General features: G+C 70.5%; 23 protein-coding genes and 1 tRNA gene. 10 read left to right on the top strand and 14 right to left on the bottom strand.

What is annotated here, in order from left to right; translation table 11 throughout:
- Positions 1 to 46: 46 nt before the first annotated feature.
- A tRNA-Leu gene (locus tag MQV74_RS21515) sits at positions 47 to 133 on the bottom strand.
- Between the two features lie 1,638 nt (positions 134 to 1,771).
- On the opposite strand from MQV74_RS21515, the gene MQV74_RS21510 reads away from it, so the two are divergent.
- The 6 genes from MQV74_RS21510 to pknB all read left to right on the top strand — a co-directional run bounded on the left by MQV74_RS21510 (position 1,772) and on the right by pknB (position 9,998).
- Positions 1,772 to 2,662 (top strand): FhaA domain-containing protein, encoded by an 891-nt coding sequence (locus MQV74_RS21510; RefSeq protein ID WP_242719982.1) that lies wholly within the window; start codon positions 1,772 to 1,774, stop codon positions 2,660 to 2,662.
- 10 nt (positions 2,663 to 2,672) lie between these two features.
- The gene (locus MQV74_RS21505; RefSeq protein WP_138960818.1) at positions 2,673 to 3,209 is read left to right on the top strand and encodes an FHA domain-containing protein FhaB/FipA; all 537 of its coding nucleotides are present in this window, start codon (positions 2,673 to 2,675) and stop codon (positions 3,207 to 3,209) included.
- A gap of 120 nt (positions 3,210 to 3,329) precedes the next feature.
- Complete coding sequence (locus MQV74_RS21500; RefSeq protein ID WP_242719980.1) at positions 3,330 to 4,871, top strand: Stp1/IreP family PP2C-type Ser/Thr phosphatase; 1,542 nt, start codon at positions 3,330 to 3,332, stop codon at positions 4,869 to 4,871.
- Positions 4,872 to 4,897: 26 nt separating this feature from the next.
- Complete coding sequence (locus MQV74_RS21495) at positions 4,898 to 6,325, top strand: FtsW/RodA/SpoVE family cell cycle protein (RefSeq protein WP_242719978.1); 1,428 nt, start codon at positions 4,898 to 4,900, stop codon at positions 6,323 to 6,325.
- Positions 6,322 to 7,785 (top strand): peptidoglycan D,D-transpeptidase FtsI family protein, encoded by a 1,464-nt coding sequence (locus tag MQV74_RS21490; RefSeq protein ID WP_242719975.1) that lies wholly within the window; start codon positions 6,322 to 6,324, stop codon positions 7,783 to 7,785. The genes MQV74_RS21495 and MQV74_RS21490 overlap by 4 nt, the downstream gene beginning before the upstream one ends.
- Positions 7,786 to 7,955: 170 nt before the next feature.
- Complete coding sequence (pknB, locus tag MQV74_RS21485) at positions 7,956 to 9,998, top strand: Stk1 family PASTA domain-containing Ser/Thr kinase (RefSeq protein WP_242719973.1); 2,043 nt, start codon at positions 7,956 to 7,958, stop codon at positions 9,996 to 9,998.
- 69 nt (positions 9,999 to 10,067) lie between these two features.
- Here pknB and MQV74_RS21480 read toward each other — a convergent pair whose 3' ends face one another.
- The 5 genes from MQV74_RS21480 to MQV74_RS21460 form a co-directional block, all read right to left on the bottom strand.
- On the bottom strand, positions 10,068 to 10,802 hold the full coding sequence (locus MQV74_RS21480; RefSeq protein ID WP_242719971.1) for a class E sortase: 735 nt from the start codon (positions 10,800 to 10,802) through the stop codon (positions 10,068 to 10,070).
- A 36-nt stretch (positions 10,803 to 10,838) separates the two neighbouring features.
- Positions 10,839 to 11,945 (bottom strand): class E sortase, encoded by a 1,107-nt coding sequence (locus MQV74_RS21475; protein ID WP_242719969.1) that lies wholly within the window; start codon positions 11,943 to 11,945, stop codon positions 10,839 to 10,841.
- Positions 11,942 to 12,580 (bottom strand): aminodeoxychorismate/anthranilate synthase component II, encoded by a 639-nt coding sequence (locus MQV74_RS21470; protein WP_030683943.1) that lies wholly within the window; start codon positions 12,578 to 12,580, stop codon positions 11,942 to 11,944. Before MQV74_RS21470 ends, MQV74_RS21475 begins: the two co-directional genes overlap by 4 nt.
- A gap of 228 nt (positions 12,581 to 12,808) precedes the next feature.
- Positions 12,809 to 13,498, bottom strand: a complete 690-nt coding sequence (locus MQV74_RS21465) for a class E sortase (protein ID WP_242728964.1) — start codon at positions 13,496 to 13,498, stop codon at positions 12,809 to 12,811.
- Positions 13,499 to 13,527: 29 nt separating this feature from the next.
- Positions 13,528 to 14,319, bottom strand: coding sequence for a DUF881 domain-containing protein (locus MQV74_RS21460; protein ID WP_242719967.1), 792 nt, complete (start codon positions 14,317 to 14,319; stop codon positions 13,528 to 13,530).
- 142 nt (positions 14,320 to 14,461) lie between these two features.
- On the opposite strand from MQV74_RS21460, the gene crgA reads away from it, so the two are divergent.
- Entirely contained in the window at positions 14,462 to 14,719 is a 258-nt protein-coding gene (crgA, locus tag MQV74_RS21455) for a cell division protein CrgA (RefSeq protein WP_138960810.1), read from the top strand.
- Positions 14,720 to 15,162: 443 nt separating this feature from the next.
- On the opposite strand, the gene MQV74_RS21450 is transcribed toward crgA, so the two are convergent.
- Positions 15,163 to 16,056: a rhomboid family intramembrane serine protease gene (locus MQV74_RS21450; RefSeq protein ID WP_242719965.1), complete on the bottom strand. Its 894-nt coding sequence runs from the start codon at positions 16,054 to 16,056 to the stop codon at positions 15,163 to 15,165.
- Between the two features lie 162 nt (positions 16,057 to 16,218).
- Positions 16,219 to 16,752 carry a peptidylprolyl isomerase gene (locus MQV74_RS21445; RefSeq protein WP_144319944.1) on the bottom strand — a complete coding sequence of 178 codons (534 nt, stop codon included), beginning with the start codon at positions 16,750 to 16,752 and terminating at the stop codon, positions 16,219 to 16,221.
- 371 nt (positions 16,753 to 17,123) lie between these two features.
- Here MQV74_RS21445 and MQV74_RS21440 point away from each other — a divergent pair, with 371 nt between their 5' ends.
- Positions 17,124 to 17,837, top strand: coding sequence for a DUF5324 family protein (locus MQV74_RS21440; RefSeq protein ID WP_242719963.1), 714 nt, complete (start codon positions 17,124 to 17,126; stop codon positions 17,835 to 17,837).
- A 37-nt stretch (positions 17,838 to 17,874) separates the two neighbouring features.
- On the opposite strand, the gene MQV74_RS21435 is transcribed toward MQV74_RS21440, so the two are convergent.
- From MQV74_RS21435 to MQV74_RS21420, 4 genes are all read right to left on the bottom strand, one after another.
- Positions 17,875 to 18,591 carry a GAF and ANTAR domain-containing protein gene (locus MQV74_RS21435; protein ID WP_242719961.1) on the bottom strand — a complete coding sequence of 239 codons (717 nt, stop codon included), beginning with the start codon at positions 18,589 to 18,591 and terminating at the stop codon, positions 17,875 to 17,877.
- Positions 18,588 to 19,451, bottom strand: coding sequence for a GAF and ANTAR domain-containing protein (locus MQV74_RS21430; protein WP_242719959.1), 864 nt, complete (start codon positions 19,449 to 19,451; stop codon positions 18,588 to 18,590). The genes MQV74_RS21435 and MQV74_RS21430 overlap by 4 nt, the downstream gene beginning before the upstream one ends.
- Before the next feature lie 172 nt (positions 19,452 to 19,623).
- Entirely contained in the window at positions 19,624 to 21,489 is a 1,866-nt protein-coding gene (locus tag MQV74_RS21425) for a CheR family methyltransferase (protein ID WP_242719957.1), read from the bottom strand.
- Positions 21,489 to 22,097, bottom strand: a complete 609-nt coding sequence (locus MQV74_RS21420) for a chemotaxis protein CheB (RefSeq protein WP_242728962.1) — start codon at positions 22,095 to 22,097, stop codon at positions 21,489 to 21,491. Before MQV74_RS21420 ends, MQV74_RS21425 begins: the two co-directional genes overlap by 1 nt.
- A gap of 143 nt (positions 22,098 to 22,240) precedes the next feature.
- Here MQV74_RS21420 and MQV74_RS21415 point away from each other — a divergent pair, with 143 nt between their 5' ends.
- On the top strand, positions 22,241 to 23,035 hold the full coding sequence (locus tag MQV74_RS21415; protein ID WP_242719955.1) for a M23 family metallopeptidase: 795 nt from the start codon (positions 22,241 to 22,243) through the stop codon (positions 23,033 to 23,035).
- A 21-nt stretch (positions 23,036 to 23,056) separates the two neighbouring features.
- On the opposite strand, the gene MQV74_RS21410 is transcribed toward MQV74_RS21415, so the two are convergent.
- The gene (locus tag MQV74_RS21410) at positions 23,057 to 23,341 is read right to left on the bottom strand and encodes a hypothetical protein (protein ID WP_242719953.1); all 285 of its coding nucleotides are present in this window, start codon (positions 23,339 to 23,341) and stop codon (positions 23,057 to 23,059) included.
- A gap of 223 nt (positions 23,342 to 23,564) precedes the next feature.
- On the opposite strand from MQV74_RS21410, the gene MQV74_RS21405 reads away from it, so the two are divergent.
- Positions 23,565 to 23,837: a chaplin gene (locus MQV74_RS21405; protein ID WP_242719951.1), complete on the top strand. Its 273-nt coding sequence runs from the start codon at positions 23,565 to 23,567 to the stop codon at positions 23,835 to 23,837.
- Positions 23,838 to 23,998: 161 nt separating this feature from the next.
- On the opposite strand, the gene MQV74_RS21400 is transcribed toward MQV74_RS21405, so the two are convergent.
- Positions 23,999 to 24,868 carry a tyrosinase family protein gene (locus tag MQV74_RS21400; RefSeq protein WP_242719949.1) on the bottom strand — a complete coding sequence of 290 codons (870 nt, stop codon included), beginning with the start codon at positions 24,866 to 24,868 and terminating at the stop codon, positions 23,999 to 24,001.
- Positions 24,869 to 24,873: the final 5 nt, after the last annotated feature.

Here is a 24,873-nt window from a genome sequence, read left to right as displayed (position 1 = left end):
AAGTCCGGGAAAAACAGAAAGACCCCAGATGAACTGGGGTCTTCACTGGTGCGCGAGGGGGGAGTTGAACCCCCACGCCCTTTCGGGCACTGGAACCTGAATCCAGCGCGTCTGCCTATTCCGCCACCCGCGCATGGGTGTTGTCTTTGGGTCTCTCACTGTGTGGTGCGAGCGCCTTCCGACATGCAGAAGATTAGCACGCTGCGGAGGGTGGATTCACATCCGTATGTGCGAGCACCTGCACGGCAGGGGCGAGCACCCACACGAGTCCCCCTGCGACCGCCCCTACCGCCCACCACCCCGGCGACCTGCACACCCACCGCCGAGACGACTTGTGCATCCGCCGCCGGGCCGACCTGCGAACCACCGGTGAACAGCACCCCAGCCCTCCGGCCCGCACAGCCCCCGACCCCGCACCCCGGCACCGCCCCCGGCACCACCCCGAGCCCACAGCACCGCGGCAGCCGCCCAGGCCCCCCAGTCACACCACAGCCGTCACACAGCCCGGCCGCGCAGCCCAACATCACCCCATCGACTCCCGCCCCCGACGCAACCGAGCCGCCCGTCAAGTCCTCCTCCAGAGTCGACAGCCACGTACGGGACACTGTCTTGAGAGCCCCTCTACGATCCCTGGTAAAGAGGAACCCCCGCCCGGTTCGTAAGGGCACTGGATGTCCGCCACGGACATGGGCGGGTACCTGGAAGGGAACTCGGTGGGAACGCCGGGCCCCGGCGGGCGCCCAGCGGGTCGGCAACGAACCCGCCGGGCCCGTGCAGGACCGAAGGACTGGAGGACCGGAAGGCCGCTCGGCGGACCCGAAGGCCACCAGGTCCGGGCGCCCCCGGTACGGGCGACCACGCGGGGTCGGACGGAAGCGCCCGCGGACGAACCGCGGCGCGGGCCGGCAGGGGCCGCGGAAGGCAGCGGAAGTCCGCGGAAGGCAGGGGACGACAGAGGAAGGAAGGAAGGGCTGGAGGCGAGGGCGGAGCGAGACGAGGCGACACGGAGCGAGCAGCGAGTGCGGCAGGACCTGGGCCGAAGGAAGCCGAAGGAACAGGACCTGAGCCGAAGGACCTGAGTCGAGGGACCAGAGCCACATACCGAACAGATGGATCCGAACCCGAGGACCCGAGCGCGGAGACCTGGACGGCGGCCTCCGAGGGAGACCTCAAGGCACGTGACAGGGCCCCCGGGGGCACCTGATCGGGGACCGCGAGGAACCTCACAGAGGCTCCGCGAGGAAACCCCGGAGGAGCCCGTGAGGGAATCCCTAGAAGTCTCGCGGGAGCCCACGAGGAGCCTCACAGGAGCCCCGTGAGGAGCCCCACAGGAAGCCCCACCAGGAACCCCGCAAGGAGATCCGCAAGGAGATCCGCAGGAGCCCCCGAAGGGCCCCGGCACGGCACGCGCCAGGGCCTCTTGAGGACGCCCCGAGGAGCCACCCGGGGAAGCCTCCGCGGCGGCGGCCGCAAGGCCTCCGCGGGCACGCGGAACGCCCCGGAAACGGGCGCCCCGCGATGGTTCCCGACGGAGCCCCTGAGGTGTCCCTGAAGATCTTCGGCGGATCTTCGCCGAAGGCCTGGGCAGGACCCTGGCGGGACTCCGGTGGAACCCTGAAGGAACCCGGAGGATCCCGGAAGAGCGGTGCGGGAATGCCTTGTGAGAGGCGACACTCGTGGTCTGGGCAGACAGGGGGAACCAGCTGATTTCCCGGCGCGTGGATACGATCAGTAAGCAGTACGAGGATGACAACGACGGAGGAGGTGCCCCATGGGAGTTCTGAAGAAGTTCGAGCAGCGACTCGAAGGTCTGGTCAACGGCACCTTCGCCAAGGTGTTCAAGTCCGAGGTCCAGCCGGTCGAGATCGCGGGCGCGCTCCAGCGCGAGTGCGACAACAACGCGACGATCTGGAACCGCGAGCGGACGGTCGTCCCGAACGACTTCATCGTGGAGCTCAGCGCCCCCGACTTCGAGCGCCTGAGCCCGTACTCCGGACAGCTCGGCGACGAGCTGTCCGGCATGGTGCGTGAGTACGCGAAGCAGCAGCGCTACAGCTTCATGGGCCCCATCAAGGTCCACCTGGAGAAGGCCGAGGACCTCGACACCGGCCTGTACCGGGTGCGCAGCCGCACTCTCGCGTCCAGCACCTCGCAGACCCCCGACGCCGCTCCCGGCGGCCCTGCGGGCCCTGGTGGCCCGGCGAGCCCCGGCGGCGGGCCCACGAGCGCGGGCCAGGGTGCCCGCGGGGGCTTCGGCCATCCACAGGGCCCCTCGGGCGCCCCTCCCATGCCCGCCGCGCCGCCTCCCGGCGCGGGCGCGGGCCGCGGCGCCCAGGCGCCGGGCCGCCCGCCGCAGGGCCCCGGCGCGGGCCCGGGCGCACAAGTACGGCGCTGGATTGAGATCAATGGCAATCGCCACCAGATCTCCCGCCCGACGCTGGTGCTGGGCCGCAGCACCGACGCCGATGTGCGGATCGACGACCCCGGCGTATCGCGCCGGCACTGTGAGATCCGGACCGGAACGCCCTCGACGATCCAGGATCTCGGGTCTACCAACGGCATCGTGGTAGACGGGCAGCACACCACCCGCGCTACGCTCCGCGACGGCTCGCGGATCGTCGTGGGCAGCACGACCATCATTTACCGGCAAGCCGAAGGGTGAAGCGGGGGCAATGTCAGAGCTGACCCTGACGGTCATGCGGCTGGGTTTCCTGGCCGTTCTGTGGCTGTTCGTGATCGTGGCCGTCCAGGTCATCCGCAGCGACCTGTTCGGTACGCGCGTCACTCAGCGCGGCTCGCGCCGTGAGGGCGGACGGCAGGCGGCCCGGCAGGCCGCCGCGCCGCCGCCGCAGCGCCAGCAGGACGGTGGCGGTCGCGGACGGCAGGGCGGCGGGGGCGGCCGCCAGCGCCGTGGCGCCCCCACGAAGCTGGTCGTCTCGGAAGGGACGCTCACGGGTACGACCGTGGCGCTGCAGGGCCAGACGATCTCGCTCGGCCGGGCGCACGACTCGACCATCGTGCTGGACGACGACTACGCCTCCAGCAGGCATGCCAGGATCTATCCGGACCGTGACGGCCAGTGGATCGTCGAGGACCTCGGGTCCACCAACGGCACGTATCTCGACCGGACCCGCCTGACCACCCCGACGCCCGTTCCGCTGGGCGCGCCGATCCGCATCGGCAAGACCGTCATCGAGCTGCGGAAGTAGTACGACAATGAGCGAGCGGAGCGAGCGAGCCGACGCGGTCCAGATTCAGGACGCCAGCGCGCTCCCGACCGGAGGGTGGGCACCGTGCGGATGTACCCGGAGCCGACGGGCGAGGTGCGCATGAGTCTGTCACTGCGCTTCGCCGCCGGATCGCACAAAGGCATGATCCGGGAGGGGAACGAGGACTCCGGTTACGCCGGTCCGCGGCTCCTGGCCATCGCCGACGGCATGGGGGGTCAGGCCGCGGGCGAGGTGGCGAGCTCCGAGGTGATCTCGACGCTCGTCACGCTCGACGACGACGTGCCGGGTTCGGACATCCTCACCTCGCTCGGCACCGCCGTGCAGCGGGCCAACGACCAGCTGCGTCTGATGGTCGAGGAGGACCCGCAGCTGGAGGGCATGGGCACGACGCTCACCGCCCTGCTGTGGACGGGCCAGCGGCTCGGTCTGGTGCACGTCGGCGACTCGCGCGCGTATCTGCTGCGCGACGGCGTGCTCACGCAGATCACGCAGGACCACACCTGGGTGCAGCGGCTCGTGGACGAGGGCCGCATCACCGAGGAGGAGGCGACGACGCATCCGCAGCGCTCGCTGCTGATGCGCGCCCTCGGCAGCGGTGACCACGTGGAGCCGGATCTGTCGATCCGCGAAGTCCGCGCGGGTGACCGGTACTTGATCTGCTCGGACGGCCTCTCCGGCGTCGTGTCGCACCAGACGATGGAGGACACGCTCGCCAGCTACCAGGGCCCCCAGGAGACCGTGCAGGAGCTGATCCAGCTCGCCCTGCGCGGCGGCGGCCCGGACAACATCACGGTGATCGTGGCCGACGTCCTGGACATCGACACCGGTGACACCCTCGCGGGCCAGCTGTCCGACACCCCCGTGGTGGTCGGCGCGGTCGCGGAGAACCAGCTGCAGACGAGCGACGGCGGAGCCATGGAGACCCCGGCGGGCCGCGCCTCCGGCCTCGGCCGTCCCGCGCCGCCGTCCGCGGGCGGCTTCGGCCCGCCCGGTAGCGGCGACACCGCGGGGTACGTCCCGGAGGGCTCCTTCGGCGCGTACGACGACGAGGACTTCGTGAAGCCCGGCGGCGGCCGCAAGTGGCTGAAGAGATCGCTGTACACGGCGCTCGCGCTCGCCGTGGTGGCGGGCGGCCTCTACGGGGGCTACCGCTGGACGCAGACGCAGTACTACGTCGGTACGAACGAAGAGCACGTGGCGCTCTACCGCGGCATCGACCAGGACCTGGCCTGGGTGAGCCTGTCGAAGGTCGAGAAGGACCACCCCGAGATCGAACTCAAGTACCTTCCGCCATACCAGCGCAAGCAGGTCGAGGAGGCCATCGTCGAGGACAGCCTCGACGACGCCCAGCGGAAGATCGAGGAGCTCGGCCTGCAGGCGTCGGCGTGCGAGAAGGACGCCGAGCGGCGCAGGATCGAGCGGGAGAACAAGGAGCGTTCGGAGCGCGAGGCCAAGCCGAGCGCCAAGCCCGGTGAGGGCGAGGCGGGCGGCATGAGCGGCCAGACCGGCGCACCCGCGTCCGACGACGACAAGAACGCCAAGGACGACAAGTCCAAGTCCACCACCGCACCGACTCCCACACCCGGCCCCAGCCTCTCCGAGGAGGAGAAGAAGCTGGTCCCGCAGTGCGGTAAGCAGTAAGCAGCCGTTGGGGGCCCTTGCACGCCATGAGCAGTAGCACTACACACACGTCGACGATCGGCGCCATCGGTGCGCCGAGCCGGCGCAACACCGAGCTCGCGCTCCTGGTGTTCGCCGTCGTCATCCCGCTGTTCGCCTATATGAACGTGGGCCTCGCCATCTCCGGCGAGCTCCCCCCGGGCATGCTCGGCTACGGCCTCGGACTCGGCCTGCTCGCGGGCGTCGCGCACCTGGTGGTGCGCAAGTTCGCGCCGTACGCCGACCCGCTCCTTCTGCCGCTCGGCACGCTGCTCAACGGCCTGGGCCTGGTGGTGATCTGGCGCCTCGACCAGTCGGAGAGACTCCAGCAGCTGGCCAAGGCGTCGTTCGGGGCGTTCAGCCCGTCCGCGCCGAAGCAGTTGCTGTACTCGGCGGTCGGCATCGCGCTGTTCGTGATCGTCATGCTGTTCCTGAAGGACCACCGCGTCCTGCAGCGGTACACGTACATCTCGATGGTCGCCGCGATCGGGCTGCTGCTCCTTCCGCTGGTCCCGGGCCTCGGCAAGAACATCTACGGCGCCAAGATCTGGATCCAGGTCGGCGCCTTCTCGATCCAACCGGCGGAGTTCGCGAAGATCGTCATCGCGGTGTTCTTCGCGGGCTATCTGATGGTCAAGCGGGACGCGCTCGCGCTGGCCAGCCGCCGCTTCATGGGTCTGTACCTGCCGCGCGGTCGTGACCTCGGTCCGATCCTCGCCGTGTGGGCGATGTCCATCCTGATCCTGGTCTTCGAGACCGACCTCGGTACGTCGCTGCTGTTCTTCGGCATGTTCGTCGTGATGCTGTACGTCGCCACGGAGCGCACCAGCTGGATCGTGTTCGGTCTGCTGATGTCGGCCGTGGGCGCGGTCACCGTGGCCTCCTTCGAGCCGCACGTGAAGGTGCGTGTGGACGCCTGGCTCGACCCGTTCAACGCCGACGTCATCGCGGCGACCGGTACCGACCAGATCGCCCAGTCGCTGATGGCGTTCGGCTCCGGCGGCACCCTCGGCAGCGGCCTCGGACAGGGCCACTCCGACCTGATCGGCTTCGCCGCCAACTCCGACTTCATCCTCGCCACGTACGGCGAGGAGCTGGGTCTCGCCGGTGTCATGGCGATCCTGCTGCTCTACGGCCTGATCGTGGAGCGGGGCGTGCGCACGGCGCTCGCGGCCCGCGACCCGTTCGGCAAGCTGCTCGCGGTCGGCCTGTCCGGCGCGTTCGCCATCCAGGTGTTCGTCGTCGCGGGCGGCGTCATGGGCCTGATCCCGCTGACCGGTATGACGATGCCGTTCATCGCGTACGGCGGTTCGTCCGTGATCGCCAACTGGGCGCTGATCGGGGTCCTGCTGCGCATCAGCGACACCGCGCGCCGCCCGGCGCCGTCGCCCGCCCCGAACCCCGACGCCGAGATGACCCAGGTGGTACGGCCGTGAACAAGCCCCTGCGCCGCATCGCGATCTTCTGCGGGCTGCTCGTCCTCGCGCTGCTCGTCCGGGACAACTGGCTGCAGTACGTCAAGGCCGACAAGCTCGCCGAGCACACCATGAACCGCCGCGTGCCGATCGAGCGGTACGCGCAGCCGCGCGGCGACATCATCGTGGACGGCAACCCGATCACGGGCTCCAAGAAGGTCGACGGCGACGACTTCAAGTACAAGCGGACGTACAAGAACGGGCCCATGTGGTCGCCGGTCACGGGTTTCGCCTCGCAGCGCATAGGGGCCACTCAGATCGAGTCCATCGAGGACCGCATCCTCACGGGCAACGACGACCGGCTCTTCTTCCGCCGCAGCCTCGACATGCTGACCGGCAAGAAGAAGGAGGGCGGCAACGTCGTCACGACGCTGAACGCCGCCGCCCAGAAGGCCGCGTACAACGGCCTGAAGAACCGCGGCAAGGGCGCCGTCGCCGCGATCGACCCGGAGACGGGCGCGATTCTGGCGCTGGCCTCCACCCCGTCGTACGACCCCTCCCGGTTCGCGGGCAACACCAACAAGGAAGCCGAGACCTTCGGGAAGCTGGACAAGGACCGCGACAAGCCCATGCTGAACCGGGCGCTGCGCGAGACCTACCCGCCCGGCTCCACCTTCAAGGTGGTCACCGCCGCGGCGGCGCTGGAGCACGGCCTGTACTCGGACATCGACTCCAAGACGCGCTCCCCGCTGCCCTGGGTGATGCCCGACACCCGTACGGAGCTGAAGAACGAGGGCCCGATCCCCTGCAAGAACGCCACGCTGCGCGAGGCGCTGCGGGTGTCCTGCAACACCGTCTTCGGCAAGATCGGCTCCGATCTCGGCAAGGACAAGATGCTGGAGACCGCCGAGGAGTTCGGCTTCAACGAGGAGCAGTTCGTCCCGGTCCGTTCCAACGCCTCGAACTTCCCCAAGGAGATGGACAAGCCGCAGACCGCGCTGTCGTCCATCGGCCAGTTCGAGACCGCGGCGACGCCGTTGCAGATGGCGATGGTGACGTCCGCGATCGCCAACGACGGCACCCTCATGGAGCCGTACATGGTCCGTGAGCTCCAGGCGCCGAACCTCGACGTGGTCGAGAAGCACTCGCCGAAGGAGATGAGCACCCCGCTGTCCAAGGAGAACGCGCAGAAGCTCCAGGACATGATGCAGACGGTCGTGAACGAGGGCACCGGCACCAAGGCCAAGATCCCCGGCGTCACCGTCGGCGGCAAGACGGGCACGGCCCAGCACGGCCTGAACAACAGCAAGAACCCGTACGCGTGGTTCATCAGCTACGCGAAGACCGAGTCGGGTTCCCCGGTCGCGGTCGCCGTGGTCGTCGAGGACAGTGCGGCGAGCCGTGACGACATCTCCGGCGGCGGTCTCGCGGCTCCGATCGCGAGGGACGTGATGAAGGCGGTCCTCGACAGCAAGAAGTGACCCGTGTCACGGCCACTCCCCATCGGTGCACGTTGCGATACCGGTCCTGTATCGGGTGACGGTTGCGGCCGGGTCACGTCAGGCGAGCCGGGTACGGTATGCCCGGACAGCACACCGCCGGACCGCGCAACACGGTGCGGTCGGGACCGACGGAGAGGGCTGGAATAGCTATGGAAGAGCCGCGTCGCCTCGGCGGCCGGTACGAGCTGGGCCAGGTGCTCGGCCGCGGCGGAATGGCCGAGGTCTACCTCGCGCACGACACCCGCCTCGGCCGCACCGTGGCGGTGAAGACGCTGCGGGTGGACCTCGCCCGCGACCCGTCGTTCCAGGCCCGGTTCCGCCGTGAGGCCCAGTCGGCCGCCTCGCTCAACCATCCGGCGATCGTCGCGGTCTACGACACCGGCGAGGACTACGTCGACGGGGTCTCCATCCCGTACATCGTCATGGAGTACGTCGACGGCTCCACGCTGCGCGAGCTCCTGCACTCCGGGCGCAAGCTCCTTCCCGAGCGCGCCATGGAGATGACGATCGGCATCCTCCAGGCCCTGGAGTACTCGCACCGCAACCAGATCGTCCACCGCGACATCAAGCCCGCGAACGTCATGCTGACGCGCAACGGCCAGGTCAAGGTCATGGACTTCGGCATCGCCCGCGCCATGGGCGAGTCCGGCATGACGATGACGCAGACCGCGGCGGTCATCGGCACCGCGCAGTACCTCTCGCCCGAGCAGGCCAAGGGCGAGCAGGTCGACGCGCGCTCCGACCTCTACTCCACGGGCTGTCTGCTGTACGAGCTGCTGACCGTGCGCCCGCCGTTCGTGGGCGACTCCCCGGTCGCGGTGGCCTACCAGCACGTGCGGGAAGAGCCGCAGGCCCCGAGCGTCTTCGACAACGAGATCACGCCCGAGATGGACGCGATCGTCCTCAAGGCGCTCACCAAGGACCCGGACTACCGCTACCAGTCGGCGGACGAGATGCGCGCCGACATCGAGGCCTGCCTCGACGGCCAGCCCGTCGCCGCCACCGCCGCGATGGGCGCCGTCGGCTACGGCGGCCCGGACGACCAGGCCACGGCCATGCTGCGCCCGCAGAACGGCGCGCCGGGCCAGGGCCAGACGTCGATGATGCCCCCGGTCAACCCGGACGACGGCGGCTACGGCTACGACGAGAACGGCCGCCGCGGCCGCCAGAAGAAGAGCAACACGTCGACGATCCTCCTCGTGGCCGCGGGCATCCTCGTCCTGGTGGGCGCGATCCTGATCGGCAAGTGGGCGTTCAGCGGCGGCGGGGGCGCGGCCGACGACAAGAAGGCACCGAATTTCGTCGGCGAGACGCTGAAGGAAGCCAAGGAGTCCGCGGCGAACGTCGACCTGAAGATCGAGGTCTCCGAGCGCAAGACCTGCGAGAAGTACCCCAAGGGCGAGATCTGCTCGCAGGACCCGACCGAGGGCACCAAGGTCGAGAAGGGCGACACGATCAACGTGGTCGTGTCCACGGGAGCCCCGAAGGTGGCCGTCCCGAGCGTCCTCGGCCTGGACGAGGACGAGGCCACCGAGAAGCTCGAGGGCGACGACTACCAGCTCAAGGTGGAGACCAAGCAGCGGATCTCCACGGAGACCGAGGGCAAGGTCCTCGAGCAGGACCCGGTCACCGGCACCGAGGTGCAAAAGGGCAGCACGATCACGCTGTACATCGCCAAGGAGCAGCAGAAGCCCACCGTCCCGGACGTGTCCGGTCAGACGTGGGAGGCCGCGAAGAAGCAGATCGAGGACAGCGGGCTCACCGCGACCCGTACGGACGTGGAGAGCGACAGCGTCGAGGAGGGCAAGGTCATCCAGACCACGCCCACCGCGGGCACGAAGGTCGACCCCAATTCCACGGTCACCGTCCAGGTGGCCAAGAAGAAGGCCGAGGAGGAGGACGTCCAGGTGCCCACCGTCACCGGCCAGAAGCTGTCCGACGCCCGTGACGCCATCGAGGACGCGGACCTGACGGTCGGCAACATCCAGGGCCCGCAGGACGACGACGCGCTGGTCGTCCTCGTCACCCCGACGCCGGGTACGAAGGTCAAGCCCGGCACCGCCGTCAACCTGACGACCGTCGGCGGCAGCGGCGGCCAGCAGGGCGGCGGCGACAACGGCGGCGGCGGTGACGACGGAGGCGGCGGCTTCATCGAGGGCGCCACCGGCTTCGGCCGTCACGAGCGGGACTGAGTCCCGAGCCCCCTACGGGAAGAGCCCCGGCACCACACGGTGCCGGGGCTCTCTCGTGCGCGGGCCGCGTCAGCGGAGCTCGGGCGGCGGTGTCCGCCTGTTGTCGACCTTCTCGACGCGTTCCAGCTCGCCCCACACCACGTAGCGGTACGCCGACGTGTACACGGGCGTGCAGGTCGTGAGGGTGATGTAGCGGCCGGGCTTCTTCGCGCCCGACTCCTTCGGGACGGGGTCGAGGACGCGGACGTTGAACTTCGAGGTCTCGGGAAGGGTCTTGTAGACCTTGTACACGTACCACTTGTCGCGGGTCTCGAAGACGATCGGGTCGCCCTCGCCGATCTTGTCGATCTTGTGGAACTTCGCGCCGTGGCCGTCGCGGTGGGCGGCCAGCGAGAAGTTGCCCTTCGCGTCCTGCGGCAGGGCGGACTTGACCGGGTCCGTGTAGTAGCCCGCGACTCCGTTGTTGAGGGTGTGGGTGGCGGTGCCCTTCTTCACGAGGATCTCGCCGCCGCCCATCGCCGGTACGTGGAGGAAGCCGATGCCGTCCTTGGTGTTCAGGGCGCCGGGGCCGCCGGCCCAGTGGTCGCGGACGCGGTCGCCCTGCTTCCTCGCCTCGCGGTCCGCTATGACGTTGGTCCACCACAGCGAGTAGACGACGAACAGGCCCAGGACCAGGCCCGCGGTGATGAGGAGTTCGCCGAAGACGCTGACGGCCGTCGCGATGGGGCCGCGGCCGCGCGGCCGCGGCCCGTCCGCGGGCTTGGACTCGTCGGTCCGCTCGTCCTCTTCGGTGGTGGCTGCCACTGCATCCGCCCTGTCTGTCTTGGCTTTCCGGCGCCCTTAGTCGACCAGCGCGGCCGGTTTCCCCTTGGCCCGTGGCCGGTCTTCGACCATCTTGCCCCACACGATCATTCGGTACTTACTCGTGAACTCGGGGGTGCAGGTGGTCAGTGTGATGTAGCGGCCTGGTTTCGTGAAGCCGGAGCCGGGTGGGACGGGGCCGAGGACCGCCGTGTTGCCGGGGCTGGTCTGCGGGAGGATGCTCGCCATCTTGTAGACGTAGTACGTGTCCTGCGTCTCGACCACGATCGGGTCGCCGGGTTTGAGCCGGTTGATGTACCGGAACGGCTCGCCGTGGGTGTTGCGGTGTCCGGCGACGGAGAAGTTGCCCGGGTCCGCGTCCGGCATCGGGGTCTTGGTGCCGCCCTCGCTGTAGTGGCCGACCATGCCCCGGTCGAGGACCTTGTGCTTGTCGATGCCCTCGGCGACCGGCACGACGACGTCGAGCTTGGGGATGTGCAGCAGCGCGAAGCCCTGGCCCGGCTCGAAGGTGCCGGGCTTGCCCTTGCCCTTCGCCCAGTCCTCCTGGAGGTCGCGGGCGGCCGCGTTCGCCTGCTGATGGGCCCTTATGTTCGTCCACCACAGCTGGTACGTGACGAACAGGAGCATCAGGACGCCCGCGGTGATGAACAGCTCGCCGATGACGCGGCTCGCCACGGTGGCCGGGCCCGGTCTGCGGGCGCGCTCGGCGCGCCGGGCTTCGAGCCTGGTCAGCGGGCGGTCCGGCGGGCTCTCGGTGGCGGGAGCCGCCCGCGCCCGGGCCTTCGCGCCCCGGCGGCCCTTGTGCTTGGCGGCCTTCCGCCGCGCGGCCCGGCCGCCCGGCACCACCGGCTCGCCCGCTATTCGGCGGGTGTCCGCCGTCCGCAGGCCGATGGTCTCGTCGTCCGGCGGCGGATCGTACGCCGGTACGTACGGCTCCGGGGCTTCGGGAACGAGCCCGGGCGCAGGAGCCTCGGCGGCAAGCTGAGGCGCGGGCGGATCGGCGGCAAGCTGAGGCGCGGGGGGATCGGGATCAGGCGCGTCCGGCGCCGGCGCACTGCGGAACCACGGTGACGGATGCTCCCCCGCCCCCGTCGCGTCGGCGCCCCCGTGCGCCTCCGCGGTCACGCCGTGGCCCTGCCCACCACCGGGGCGAGCCCGCTCGATCGTGCGACGGCCCCGGCGTCTCCGCACTCGGCGAGCCAGTTGGCGAGCATCAGGTGCCCGTGCTCGGTGAGGACGGACTCGGGGTGGAACTGCACGCCCTCGACGGGCAGTTCGCGGTGGCGCAGGCCCATGATGATGCCGTCCGCCGTGCGGGCGGTGACTTCCAGCTCCGCGGGCACCGTGGCGGGCTCGGCCGCAAGCGAGTGGTACCGGGTCGCGGTGAAGGGCGAGGGCAGGCCCGCGAAGACGCCCTTGCCCTCGTGCGTGACCGGCGAGGTCTTGCCGTGCAGGAGCTCCGGCGCCCGGTCCACGACGCCGCCGTACGCCACGGCCATCGACTGCATGCCCAGACAGACGCCGAAGACAGGCACCCCGGTGGCGGCGCAGTGGCGCACCATGTCCACGCAGACGCCCGCCTGCTCGGGGGTGCCGGGGCCCGGCGACAGGAGGACACCGTCGAAGCCGTCCTGCGCGTGCCGCAGCTCGACCTCGTCGTTGCGCAGGACCTCGCACTCCGCGCCCAGTTGGTACAGGTACTGCACGAGGTTGAAGACGAAGCTGTCGTAGTTGTCGACGACGAGGATGCGCGCGCCCATCAGTTGTCCACCGTCACGTCGTTGAAGGGAAGCAGGGGCTCGGCCCAGGGGAACACGTACTGGAACAGCACATAGACCACGGCGAGGACCAGCACCAGGGAGATCAGTGCTCTCACCCATGCGTTCCCCGGCAGATGTCGCCAGATCCAGCCGTACATGCCGTCCCTTTCGTCGCCACACGGCCACCCGGCCCCATCGCACCGGCCGTCGCCGCCGTACCGCACCAGACTAACGGCGCAGTGCCTCGGGTTTCCCTGCCTCCACGGGCTGGGTGGCGTCCAGATGGGCCCAGGCGATCAGCCGGTGGCTGTGGCCCCACTCGGGCTCGCAGGTGGTCAGGGTGAGATAGCGGCCGGGCGCGCGGTAGCCGGAGCCCCGCGGCACCGGGTCGACGACCCCGATGTCGCTGGGCAGCGTCTTGTACGGCTTCTTGTCGATGCGGTACGTGAACCAGGTCGTGCCGTCGGTCAGGACGACCGCGTCGCCGGGGCGCAGTGCGGGGAAGTCCTTGAACGGGTCGCCGTAGGTGCGCCGGTGTCCGGCCACGGCGAAGTTGCCCCGCTGGCCGAGCCGGGCGGTGCGCGCGTAGTGGCCGAGGCCCTTCTTGAGGGTGTCGGTGGCGGTGCCCTGGAGCACGGGCTTGTTCCACGTGAAACCGAAGCGGGGGATGTACATGACGGCGAAGGGCTCGCCGTTCTCGTAGGGGGCGGTCTCCTTGGCGAGGAGCGGGGCCGCGCCACCGCCCTCGCCCGCGGCCAAAGACTGTTCGGCCCACCGGTCCTGGAGGCGGTCGATCTGGTCGTCCATGGCCCGGTCGGCCTTCACTCCGGTCCAGAACAGCACGTAGACCACGAAGAGCACGATCAGGGTGCCGACGGTGACGCACAGTTCGCTGGCCGTCCGGACGAGCACGCGCACCGACACCGCAGGGACCTCCCGAGCGAGCGCTACTCCACAGGCTTCGCGTGATGAAGGTTCACTGTGCCCGAGTAGCCGGGAAGAGTCACCGCCCCGTCGTCGTCGACTTTCCAGCCGAGCCCGTAGGCGTTGACGTACAGCATGTAGTTCTGGATCTCGGGCGAGGCGGCGAGGGCCTTCTTGAGGCGGTCCGGGTCGCCGATCGCGGTCACCGTGTACGGCGGTGAGTAGACGCGGCCCTGGAGGATCAGGGTGTTGCCGACGCAGCGCACGGCGCTGGTGGAGATCAGCCGCTGGTCCATGACCTTGATGCCCTTGGCGCCGCCCTGCCACAGGGCGTTGACCACGGCCTGGAGGTCCTGCTGGTGGATGACCAGGTCGTTGGGCTGCGGCTCGGGGTAGCCGGGGAGCTTGGCGGTGGCGTGCGGCGGGGCGTCGGTGAGGGTGACCGAGACGGCCTGGCCGCTCAGCTTCTTGGTGCCCGCGTTCCGCTCCAGGGCACTGAGCCGGGCGTCGTCGGCCTTGGTGCCGGGACTGTCGCGGCGGGCGAGGGAATCGACCTCGTCGCGCAGCGAGCCGGTGGACGCGTCGAGGTCCCTGTTCTTGCGGCTGCGCTCCTGGATGAGGTCGGAGAGCTTCAGGAGGGAGTCGTCGGTGCGGATGTTGGTGCCCTTGGCCGTGTTGAAGCTGGTCATGAAGAGCAGGCCGGCGAGCGCGAAGACGCCTGCGGTGAGCACGCGGACCGGCCGCCAGCGGCGGCGTCGGCCCGTGCCCGGGGACGGCCGGCCCGGGCCCGTGGGGAAGTCGGCGGAATTGCTCAACGTACCCTTATCTCCTTCACCGCCGCGGAAGCACTACGCTAACGGACGCCCGGGGGAAGACTTAGCGCACCGTAGTGTCCGCCCCCGGCGCCCGACCCAGTTACCTGCGCGGCCACGCAGCGCATCGACAGGAGAGACCCTCGTGCCGAAGTCACGTATCCGCAAGAAGGCAGACGACTACACGCCCCCGTCGTCGAAGAAGGCGACGAACATCAAGCTGACCAGCCGCAGCTGGGTCGCTCCGGTGATGCTGGCGATGTTCCTGATCGGCCTCGCCTGGATCGTCGTCTTCTACGTCACGGACGGCGAGCTGCCGATCGACCCCCTGGGCAACTGGAACATCGTGGTCGGCTTCGGCTTCATCGCCGCGGGCTTCGGCGTCTCCACTCAGTGGAAGTAACGAGCCGGGGTAACGCCGGGGGCGGAACGCAAGCCCTGGCCTGAGTTATCCACAGCGCGAGCGGTGCCATCCACAGACCTGGGGAAAGGTCTGAAGATCTGTGGATAACTCTCCGGACGTTGACGCCGGTGTGACTGGTCGACCGCCCTGGCCCGACCCGTCCACTCCTTGCCCCGCCTGGGAAAACCCGGATCGGCGACGCACGGAACAGACGTTCCCCACTTCGTGCACAAGATCGGGCACAGACTGTGGACAACCTGGGGTGAGACGGTGGGGAGAACCCCGTATCCGCACCGGATACGGGGATCGTCCTGTATCCGCGGGCAGGCACGGCGATCGCCCCCGCACCGGGCTCGGGACTGTCCCGCATCCCCCGGCCGACAACGGCCGTGGCCCCGCCCGGGAACGGGCGGGGCCACGGAAGCCTCGGCTGAACCGGTGCCTCAGGTGAGCTGCACGGTCCGCACGATCACGGTGGCCGCGATCACCAGGAACACCAGGGCGCAGGTGCCCCACTGCACCAGGGCCCGGCGCTCGCGCGGCGCGTGCACCATGCCGTACGCGATGGCGACACCGGCGACGAGACCGCCGACGTGCGCCTGCCAGGCGATGCCGCTCCAGGTGAAGGTGAAGAGCAGGTTCAGCGCGAGCAGGGCGATGACCGGACGCATGTCGTAGTTCAGCCGGCGCATCAGGACCGCCGTCGCGCCGAGCAGGCCGAAGATCGCCCCGGAGGCGCCGAGCGAGGCGTCACTGGGGTCCGAGACCAGGTACGTCAGAGCGCTGCCGCCGAGCCCCGACAGCAGATACAGGGCGAGGAACCGCGCCCGCCCGAGCGCCGCCTCCAGGGGGCCGCCGAGCCACCAGAGCCCCAGCATGTTGAACGCGATGTGCCAGATCTCCTGGTGCGTGAACATGGCCGTGACCAGGCGGTACGCCTGACCGTCCGCCACGCCCTCGGTGGCGGGGAACGGCTCGGGGGGCCACCGGCCGATCAGGAACAGGTCCCCGACGAGGTCCTCACGGGCGCGCACCGCGACGAACACCAGCACGTTGAGGACAAGGATGATCTTCGTGAGCAGGCGCGGGTCCTGCGTGAGCGTGCCGCCCGCCAGGGTGCGCGGCTGAGTGGCCGCCGGGGCGTGTCCGGTGCCGGAGCCGCCCTTGACGCACTCGGGGCACTGGAAGCCGACGGAGGCGCTGATCATGCACTCCGGGCAGATCGGACGCTCGCAGCGGGTGCAGCTGATCGCCGTCTCCCGGCCGGGATGGCGGTAGCAGCTCGGCAGGCTCTGCGCGTCCTGCGGCCCCTCCGGGCTGCCTGGCGCCTGGTCCATCGCGGTCCCCTCTGGTCTGCCGTACGCGGGCGGCGTCGGCATGCTGGTCAACGCACCGCCCCGCCCTCCTCTACGGATGGGCGGGGCGGTTTTGTTCCCCGGCGGGCGGGAGCTCACCGGCGGGCGGGAGCTCCCGACGGACGGGATCGAGCGTGGAGGCGCTCAGCCCTCGCGCGTCTCGACGACGACGGACTCGATGACGACGTCGTTCACCGGGCGGTCCGTGCGCGGGTTGGTCTGCGTACCGGCGATGGCGTCCACGACCTTCTTGCCGGCGTCGTTGGTGACCTCGCCGAAGATGGTGTGCTTGCGGGTCAGCCACGCGGTCGGGGAGACCGTGATGAAGAACTGCGAGCCGTTGGTGCCCGGGCCCGCGTTGGCCATGGCGAGGAGGTACGGCTTGTCGAAGGCCAGGTCAGGGTGGAACTCGTCCTCGAACTCGTAGCCGGGGCCGCCCGTGCCGTTGCCCAGCGGGTCGCCGCCCTGGATCATGAAGCCGCTGATCACCCGGTGGAAGACCGTGCCGTCGTACAGCTTGTCCGTGGACTTCTTGCCGGTGGCGGGGTGCACCCACTCGCGCTCGCCCTGGGCGAGCTCAACAAAGTTCCTGACCGTTTTGGGCGCGTGGTTCGGCAGAAGCCGGATCTCGATGTCGCCCTGGTTGGTCTTGAGAGTGGCGTAAAGCTGCTCAGCCACGATCTGCCTTCCGTTGTCCTCTGTGACCCTCCGATCCTCGCACGGACCGGTTTGGGACGAGTAGCCGCCGAGCAGGCGCACCTGGGGACGATCCGTGGCATTGTCGTCGGCGGGCCCTGCCCGTACCGGATCGAGCGGCTTCGCCCGCCACGGATCGCGTGGTTCCGGGTGCGCCGGGAGCCGCGGGCCGTGCCCGACGCCGTGCCGGACACCGTGTCGCACCGGCGGCCGGGGCGGACCGACGCGCGCCCCGCGCTCGTGGGGGCGCCCCGGATGCCCATCCGCGCGTGGACCGGTTCCATCCCGGCAGGCATGATCCCGGAAAGGGTGGAAAGGTGACATACCTATACGCCACCAAGGAGGAGGATCCCGTGACCCGCAAAGACAGCGTGCGCGCCGCGGCCGACTCGGCGAAGGAAAGCGCGCGGCACGCCGCGGACGCGGTGGCGCCCTACGCCGAAGAAGCCAAGGACCGGGCCACCCACCTGGCACAGGAGGCGCGCTCGCGCCTCGCCCCGAAGGTGTCGCACGCGGCGCACACCGCCGCCGACCAGGCCCGCGCCCAGTACGGGGCGCACGTCGCGCCGCGCGTGGTGCAGGCACGGGGGCATGTGCCGCCGAAGCTCGACCACGCGGCGCACGAGGCCGCCGTCCGCACCCGCAGGGCCGCCCGCCAGGCCGCCGATTTCTCGAAGCCCCGCATCGAGCACGCCGTGGCCGTCTCCGGCCCGGTCCGCGAGGAGGCGGCGGCCCGGGGCGCGGCGGCGCTCGCCGCGCTGCGCGGTCAGGTGTCGCCGCAGGAGATCAAGGAGATCGCCCGCAGGCAGGAGCGCCGGTCCCGCACCGGCCGCACGGTCAAGCGGCTCGCCGTGCTCGGTGTGCTCGGTGCCGCCGCGATCGCCGTGTGGAAGTGGTGGGACAAGCAGGCCAACCCGGACTGGCTGGTCGAGCCCCCCGCGGCCACGGAGGTCCCCGACCGCACCCCGCTGACCTCGGTGGACGGCAGCGGCCAGGCGTCACTCGACCCCGAGGTGCAGGCGAAGCAGGCGGAGGCCGAGGCGGAGGGCGGGGACGAGCGGAGCTGACGCGGGGGCAGGGGGCGGGGAGGGGCAGGGTGTCCCGTCAGGGATCCAGCCTCCCCTCCACCACGTCCCGCGCCACCCCCGCCAGCTTCCGCTGGTGCGAGCGGGCGTAGCCGCGCAGGAGCGCGAACGCCTCGTCCATGGTCAGCGCCCGGCTCGCGGCGAGGATGCCCTTGGCCTGCTCGATGACGAGGCGGCTGGTCAGGGCGTGCTGGAGCTGCCCGGCGAGGGTGTGGGACCGGCGCAGCTCGTCCTCCCGCAGCAGCGCCGTGGCCACGATGTCCGCGAGGGACTGGCCGATGGCGAGCCCCTCGTCGGTGACCGGCTCCTCGGGGGAGCCCAAGAGCACGAGCGCGCCCACGGTCCGCTCCCGCCCGCGCAGCGGCCGGGCCGCGACATGCGTATAGCCCAGGGCCAGCGCACGCGGCACGTAGTGGGGCCAGCGCAGCCGGACGACCGGGTTCTCCAGGTCGGTCCGCGGCACGGGGCGCCCGGTCTCCCGGCAGTACGCCCCCGGCCCCTCGTCCTCCTGGTGCACGCCGAGGGCGAGGTCCCGGGCCGCGGTCTCGGAGGCGTACACCTGCGCTTCGCCCGACTCGGACGGCTCGCCGAGGACCGCGCAGGCGCGGGCGCCGAGGAGTTCGCTGCCGCGCGCGGCGAGCGCCGCCAGGAGCGCGGACGGGTCGACGGGATCGCCGGGAGCACCGCCCGCCAGCTCCACGAAGGCCTCGGCGAGGCGCTGCTGTGACATCGTCATGGTGACCCTCTCGGGGTGATCTTCAAATCACCGGCCACGATCTGCCCAGCGAGGGTCTCCAGGCTCTCCGCGTCGCTGAACGCCCGCGCCTTGATCAGTGCGAGGGCGTCCTCGACGTGACATCCCAGGTGCACGGAGAGCATGCCCGCCGCCTGCTGCACCACGTCCCGGTGGTCGATGCCGCCGTACAGCTCGGGGTCGGCGTCGGGGTCCAGGAGGACGGTGCGGGCCAGCGCCCCCACGATCTCCGTGAACGTCCGGGTGCCGACCAGGCCCGGGCGCGGGTCGAACACGGCGAGCGCGCCGAGGCAGCGGTCGCTGGAGTCCAGCGGGACCGCGGCGACCTCGTGGATGCCCAGCGCGGTCAGGGCCGGGCCGTAGCAGGGCCAGCGCGCCTCGATCGCCTCGCGGGAGGCGAAGACCAGGTTCCGGCTGCGGGTGGCGTCCTTGGTGGGGCCCTCGCTGAGCATGAACTCCAGGTCCTGCGCGGCGCGGGCCGGCCGGTCCGACGCGGCGACGGCGAGCTGCCGCTGCCTGCCGTCCACGAGGGTGAGGGCCGCGCTGCTCGTGCCGCAGGCCTCGGCGACACCGCTCATGAACCGCGGCCGGGCCCCGTGTCCCTGCTCCCACCACGTCATGCGGCGGGCGAAGGACTCCTGTAATCGCGCCGACGAACGATGGCACCCCGCGGCGGAGTACAGCGCGGCGGCGATGTCGAGGTGCAGCTCGCGACCCGTGGCCGCCGCCCACCTCTCGTGCCGCGCGGCCGCCTCCTCGGCGCGGACGGCCCGCTCCCGCGCCGATGCGGCACGGCGCCAGGCCGCCATCGCCTGGCTGACGGAGCCGTCGCCCGGAGTCATGGCCGAAGCGTACGCCCGCGCCCACATGTGGAGGAGGCCGTTTCGGTCTTTCCCTCACAACGTGGTGTGAGCTTCGCGCTCCGGTACGAGACTCGTCGTATGCGGACGCCCCGGCGCGCGGGGACCGCCTACCGCGTCCGTACGAAAGGGACCACGCCGGGTCGTGGAGGCGTCAGGCCAGGGAGGCGCTGTGGCTCTCCTCCATCAGCAGGACGACGCCTCCGTGATGGCCGTCGAAGGGTGAGCAGACCACGTTGCACACGATGGCGCGGCCGATGCGGTTCACCGCGGGCACGGCGATCGGGCCGGTGCGCCTGCCGGAGTCGAGGCACTTCTGGATCACCGGCCGCAGGTCCTCCGTCGGCAGCCCGAAGTCGAGCCCGAAGAACACCTCGTCCATGACCTCGTCCGGGCGGAGCCCCCACAGCTCGGCCGCGCCCCGGTTCCAGCTTCTGACCCGCGCGTCCGCCTCCAGGACGACCACACCGGCGGCGATGCTGCTCATCACGCCCTCCAGGAAGGCGCGGGCCTCGTCCAGTTCCTCGGTGCGGATGCGCATCTCTTCGTTCATGGTCTCCAGTTCCTCGTTGCCGGACTGGAGTTCCTCGTTCGTCGTTTCCAGTTCCTCGTTGGTGGACTGGAGTTCCTCGTTGGTGGTCTCCAGCTCCTCGATGCTGGACTGGAGTTCCTCGTTCGTCGTCTCCAACTCCTCGTTGGTGGACTGGAGCTCCTCGTACGCGGTCTCCAACTCCTCCCGGACCCGCTTGATCTCGGACTTGAGCTGGGTGGGAACCGTGACGTCGGAGAAGCTGATGACCGTGCCCGCGGGCAGTCCGTTGGCTCCGGTGAGCGGCTGGATCAGGATGTCGACGTACTGGAGGTCGTCGCCGACGCGGCGCTCCACCCGGTTCACCCGCAGTGATCTGCGCTCGTGCGTGGACTGCTCGATCAGCGAGCGCAGCTCGACGGGCCGGTAGGAGATCTCCAGGTCCTGGAAGAGCCGCCCGCAGTCATTGGCGGTGAGGCCGAACTGCACCCGCGCCTGGCTGTTGACGAGGACGACGACGCCCTCGGGGTCCAGGGCGACCGCGGAGACCGGCAGGGAGTCCACGATGAGGTCACGCATCTGGCGGTTGCGGGCCACCGAGCGCGGCTCCGCCCCGGCGCCCGCCCTGATCTTCAGCGGCGACGGCGGGTAGGGCGGCCCGGCGTCGCCGGGGCGGCGCCGGAAGACGCGCTGCCGCATGCTGACGATCTGGAAGCGGTCGGCGTCGTTCAGAAGCATCTCGGCCTTGCCGAGGAAGAGGTAGCCGCCCTCGCGCAGGGCGAAGTGGAAGCGGTCGATGATCTGCGTCTGCGCCTCGACGTTGAAGTACATCAGGGTGTTGCGGCACACCAGCAGGTCGAGCCGGGAGATGGGGGCGTCCCGGGTCACGTCGTGCCGCCCGAAGATCACCCGCCGCCGCAGATCGGGCCGGACGCTGTACTGCGTGCCGTTCTGCTCGAAGTACTTGTCGCGCAGCTCCGTCGGCAGCGCCTCCAGGGACTTGGCGGTGTACAGCGCCGAGCGGGCGTCCCGCAGGGCCTCCTCGTCGACGTCCGTGCCGTAGATCTTGACGCGGTTCAGACACTCCTCGATGCCGAGGGCCTCGGCGAACATGATCGCCAGGGAGTACGCCTCCTCGCCGCTGGAGCAGCCCGCGCTCCACACCCTGATCTCCTCCTCGGGCCCGGCCTCGGCGAGCAGCTCGGGCAGGACCTCGCGCTGGAGGTACGTCCACGCGTCCGGGTCGCGGAACATCGAGGTCACGTTGATCAGGATGGTGTTGAAGAGCACCCCGAATTCGTCCGAGTTGGTCTCCAGGAGGTCGCGGTAGTCCGCGTACGAGGAGATGTCGGCGTCGGCCATGCGCTTGCGGATGCGGCGCCCCAGGGACGAGCGCTTGTACCCGGTGAAATCGAAACCGCGGGCGTCCCGGAGAAAGCCGAGAAGTTCCTCCAGCTCCTCGTCCGTCTCGGATTCTCGTGTTGCGCCCATCACTGCCTCTTGGTCTCGACAAGTCCGCGGATCACCGCGGCGATCTCCTCCAGGGGTAGCACGAAGTCCACTGTTCCCGTACCCACGGCCGCCTCGGGCATGCCCTTGAATTCCGCTGACCACGGATCCTGGACGATCACGGTCCCGCCGCGCGACTTCACCGCGTCCACGCCCATCGCGCCGTCGACACCCGTCCCGGTCAGCACACAGGCGATGGCCCCGGGCCCGTACGCACCCGCCACCGACTCGAACAGCAGGTCCGCGGAGGGGCGTACGAAGTGGACGAGCGCGCTGCTCGACAGGGACAGCACGCCGTCGGAGCCCACCAGCAGGTGCCGGTCGGGCGGCGCGACGTAGACCGTGCCCGGCAGCGCGCGCTCGTCGTGCCCGGCGAGCTTCACAGGCAGGCGCGTACGGCGGGCGAGCACGTCGACGATGACGGTGCGGTGCCGCGGGTCGAGGTGCTGGACGACGAGAACGGGCACGGACAGGTCCTCGCCCAGCGCACCGAGCAGCTCGCCCAGGGCTCGGATCCCTCCGGCCGAGGAAGCGACGGCCACTACCGCGTACGCGTCGTCGGGGGACGCCTCCGAAGGCTGATGAGCCATCACGGGACGAGCCTATCGAACCCTCAGGACCGTGACAGGTGGGCCCGAACGCCCATGCGACGGGGCCCGTGCGCCCCCGCGCGTTACGCCAGGTGGCGCAACCGGGCGTGCGCCGCTCCGCCGCCCCCGTTGTCCTAGCGGACATGGGCTCCCACATAGACGGCCCGCAAACAGCGGGCAGAACTCGACGTGACGCACTGGGCATCGGTGTGGTCCTGCTCGCCTCAGGAGCGCTCGGCATGGCGGGCACCCCGCCGGACGCCGTCGCGGACCACGACGGCCCCGACGCCGACTCCGACGGCATCGCCGAATTCGACGGCCCGGACGGATTCGACAGCCCGGACGGGTTCGAAGACCTCGACGGACCCGTGGATCCGGACGACGTCGCAGGCGATGACGTCATGGGCTTCGACGGCGCCACAGACCCGCACAAGGACTGCGTGGTCGGCTACGACCCGCACTTCGAGGACGACCTGGCGGCGGCCGACGCCGCGGTCCCCGAGGTCCGCGCGCTCACCGGACCGCCGCGCCGCTTCGCACGCCCCCTGCGCCGCCGCTTCCGCGTCAGCGCCCGCTACGGCATCCGCGGCAACTGGCTCGCGGGCCACCACACCGGCATCGACCTGGCCGTGCCCCGGGGCACCCCGGTGTACGCCGTCGGGTCGGGCGTCGTCGTGCTCGCCCGCTGGTCGGGGGCGTACGGCAAGGCCGTCACGGTCCGCATGCCGGACGGCCACTACGCGCTGTACGCGCATCTGAACCGCATCTCCGTGCGGCAGGGGGCGCGCATCCGCACCGGCACCCGCATCGGCAGCAGCGGCAGCACGGGCCGCGCCACGGGACCCCACCTCCATCTGGAGATCCGGTCCCGGCGCGGCTACGGCTCGGACATCAGCCCGGTCCGCTATCTGGCCCGGCGCGGGGTCCGGCTCACCTAGCGGGCGCGGCCCGGCGCGTGCTCAGGTCTGCACGGCGGGGACGAGCTGGGTCACCGGCTGCACCAGGTCGGTGACCTGGTGCAGCTCGTTCAGCCGGTGGAGGCCGCCGAGCTGGCTGGACACCGTCGGCACGGCGTCGTGCTGTGCCTCGGGCAGCGGCATGCGGCCCAGCTCGTCGATGGTGGCCATCGGCGAGATCTCCTTGGCCTGCTGGGCACCGGTGGACGCGTGGGCGGCGGGTGCCACGAGCGCCGCCGCACCGGCGGCGAGGGACACGGCGGCAAGAATTCGTCGCGCTGAAGTCATGCCCTCAGCAACGGCCGAGCCGCCCGCGGGACACGGCCGCGCACCCCATTCCGCCCGCCGCTGGCACTAATGGCCTACAGAAGTACTGCTCGAATCGCCGCGCCTGTTCGATCTCCCGAAGATCATCGAAGAATTCGCGCCGTTACTTCACATCAGAGCGGCGCGTTAGAACAATCGCGGCCACACCCACGCGGCCGTGCTTTCCAATTCGAAGGAGAACGTGATGTCTCGCATCGCGAAGGCAGCCGCCCTTACGCTCGGCGCGGGTGCCGTCGTGCTGGGCGGCGCCGGACTCGCCACGGCCGACGCCGGCGCGCACGGCGTGGCCAAGGGTTCCCCCGGTGTCCTCTCGGGCAACCTGATCCAGGTTCCGGTCCACGTCCCGGTCAATGTCTGCGGCAACACCATCGACGCCGCCGGCCTGCTGAACCCGGCGTTCGGCAACACCTGCGTCAACAACGGCGGCACCGGCGGCGAGGGCGGCTACGGCCACTGAGCACGCCACCAAGGAGAAGCCCCCGGCGAGCTGCTCGCCGGGGGCTTCCCGTTTCCCGCGTACGGTTCCCCAGGTACTGGTTTCGCCGTACTGACTCCCTCGTACCGGCTCCCCGTACCGGCTCCCTCGCGCTAGCTCCCCGCACTGGGTCCCGTACCGGTTCACGCGTAGCGATAGATCCGCTCGTGGTCGAGCATGTCGCCCGGAGTCGTCCGCCACGGGGGCATCGGCTCGTTGCGGGAGACGACGCGGCCGTGCCCCGGCTCGCCGAGGCCCGGCGGGCGCTCCGGCAGAAAACGCGCGCCCCTGCGGTGCTCCCGTTCCCAGCGGCTCCACAGCAGGTCCACGAACGCGTGGTTCAGCCAGAACACGGGGTCGTTCACGGAGCCGCCGCCCAGCATGTGTCCGCCGACCCAGCGGTGCACGCGGTTGTGGTTGCGCCACCGCGCGGTGCCGACGCCGGACGTCCAGCCCTCCAGCTTGTTGCGGAAGCCGCCGTCCGCCCGCGAGTCCCAGGGCGGGACGTCGTACCGGGAGTCCTTCATCGCCCACTCCACGTCGGCGGGCGTGGGCAGGTCGATGGGGTTCGAGGGATTGCCGAACGCGCGGGTGAGGAAGTCCCCGTCGGTGACGCTCTCCTTGATCCGCCAGTGCCCGTTGCGGCGGGCGAACGGACCGGTGAGCACCTGCCGGTCGCCCTCGCGCCCGTTGCCGCCCAGGAAGCCGTCGCCCCACAGGGACGCGGCCGGGGTGCGGTCGCGCGTCCAGTCCCAGTACGGGACCGTGACCGCGTCGTCGACCCGCTGGAGGGCCCGCTCGAAGTCGAGCAGGAAGCGCCGGTGCCAGGGCAGGAACGTCGGCGTCATGTGGGCGACCCGGAGCCGCTCCTCACCGTCCGCCACGTAGAAGTCGATGTGCGTACGGACGAATTCGTCGTACTCGCCCCGACGCTTGAGGCTCAGCACCGCGTCCACGAATCTGCGCCGCTCCGCCCCGGTCAGCCGGTTCTGGTTCTTGCGTGTGTAGGCCACGCGCG

It is taken from the genome of Streptomyces sp. AN091965, assembly GCF_022698285.1.
In the GTDB taxonomy this organism is placed as follows: domain Bacteria; phylum Actinomycetota; class Actinomycetes; order Streptomycetales; family Streptomycetaceae; genus Streptomyces.
The sequence above is the reverse complement of the archived record's forward strand: the minus strand, read 5'-3'. Positions and strand labels throughout refer to the sequence as shown.

Bases quoted from the DNA above. Each gene is read 5' to 3' on its own strand.
- MQV74_RS21510 (WP_242719982.1), top strand. From the start codon at position 1,772: ATGGGAGTTCTGAAGAAGTTCGAGCAGCGACTCGAAGGTCTGGTCAAC.
- MQV74_RS21505 (WP_138960818.1), top strand. From the start codon at position 2,673: ATGTCAGAGCTGACCCTGACGGTCATGCGGCTGGGTTTCCTGGCCGTT.
- MQV74_RS21500 (WP_242719980.1), top strand. From the start codon at position 3,330: ATGAGTCTGTCACTGCGCTTCGCCGCCGGATCGCACAAAGGCATGATC.
- MQV74_RS21495 (WP_242719978.1), top strand. From the start codon at position 4,898: ATGAGCAGTAGCACTACACACACGTCGACGATCGGCGCCATCGGTGCG.
- pknB (WP_242719973.1), top strand. From the start codon at position 7,956: ATGGAAGAGCCGCGTCGCCTCGGCGGCCGGTACGAGCTGGGCCAGGTG.
- MQV74_RS21470 (WP_030683943.1), bottom strand. From the start codon at position 12,580: ATGGGCGCGCGCATCCTCGTCGTCGACAACTACGACAGCTTCGTCTTC.
- MQV74_RS21450 (WP_242719965.1), bottom strand. From the start codon at position 16,056: ATGGACCAGGCGCCAGGCAGCCCGGAGGGGCCGCAGGACGCGCAGAGC.
- MQV74_RS21435 (WP_242719961.1), bottom strand. From the start codon at position 18,591: ATGACGATGTCACAGCAGCGCCTCGCCGAGGCCTTCGTGGAGCTGGCG.
- MQV74_RS21430 (WP_242719959.1), bottom strand. From the start codon at position 19,451: ATGACTCCGGGCGACGGCTCCGTCAGCCAGGCGATGGCGGCCTGGCGC.
- MQV74_RS21425 (WP_242719957.1), bottom strand. From the start codon at position 21,489: ATGGGCGCAACACGAGAATCCGAGACGGACGAGGAGCTGGAGGAACTT.
- MQV74_RS21420 (WP_242728962.1), bottom strand. From the start codon at position 22,097: ATGGCTCATCAGCCTTCGGAGGCGTCCCCCGACGACGCGTACGCGGTA.
- MQV74_RS21415 (WP_242719955.1), top strand. From the start codon at position 22,241: ATGGGCTCCCACATAGACGGCCCGCAAACAGCGGGCAGAACTCGACGT.
- MQV74_RS21410 (WP_242719953.1), bottom strand. From the start codon at position 23,341: ATGACTTCAGCGCGACGAATTCTTGCCGCCGTGTCCCTCGCCGCCGGT.
- MQV74_RS21405 (WP_242719951.1), top strand. From the start codon at position 23,565: ATGTCTCGCATCGCGAAGGCAGCCGCCCTTACGCTCGGCGCGGGTGCC.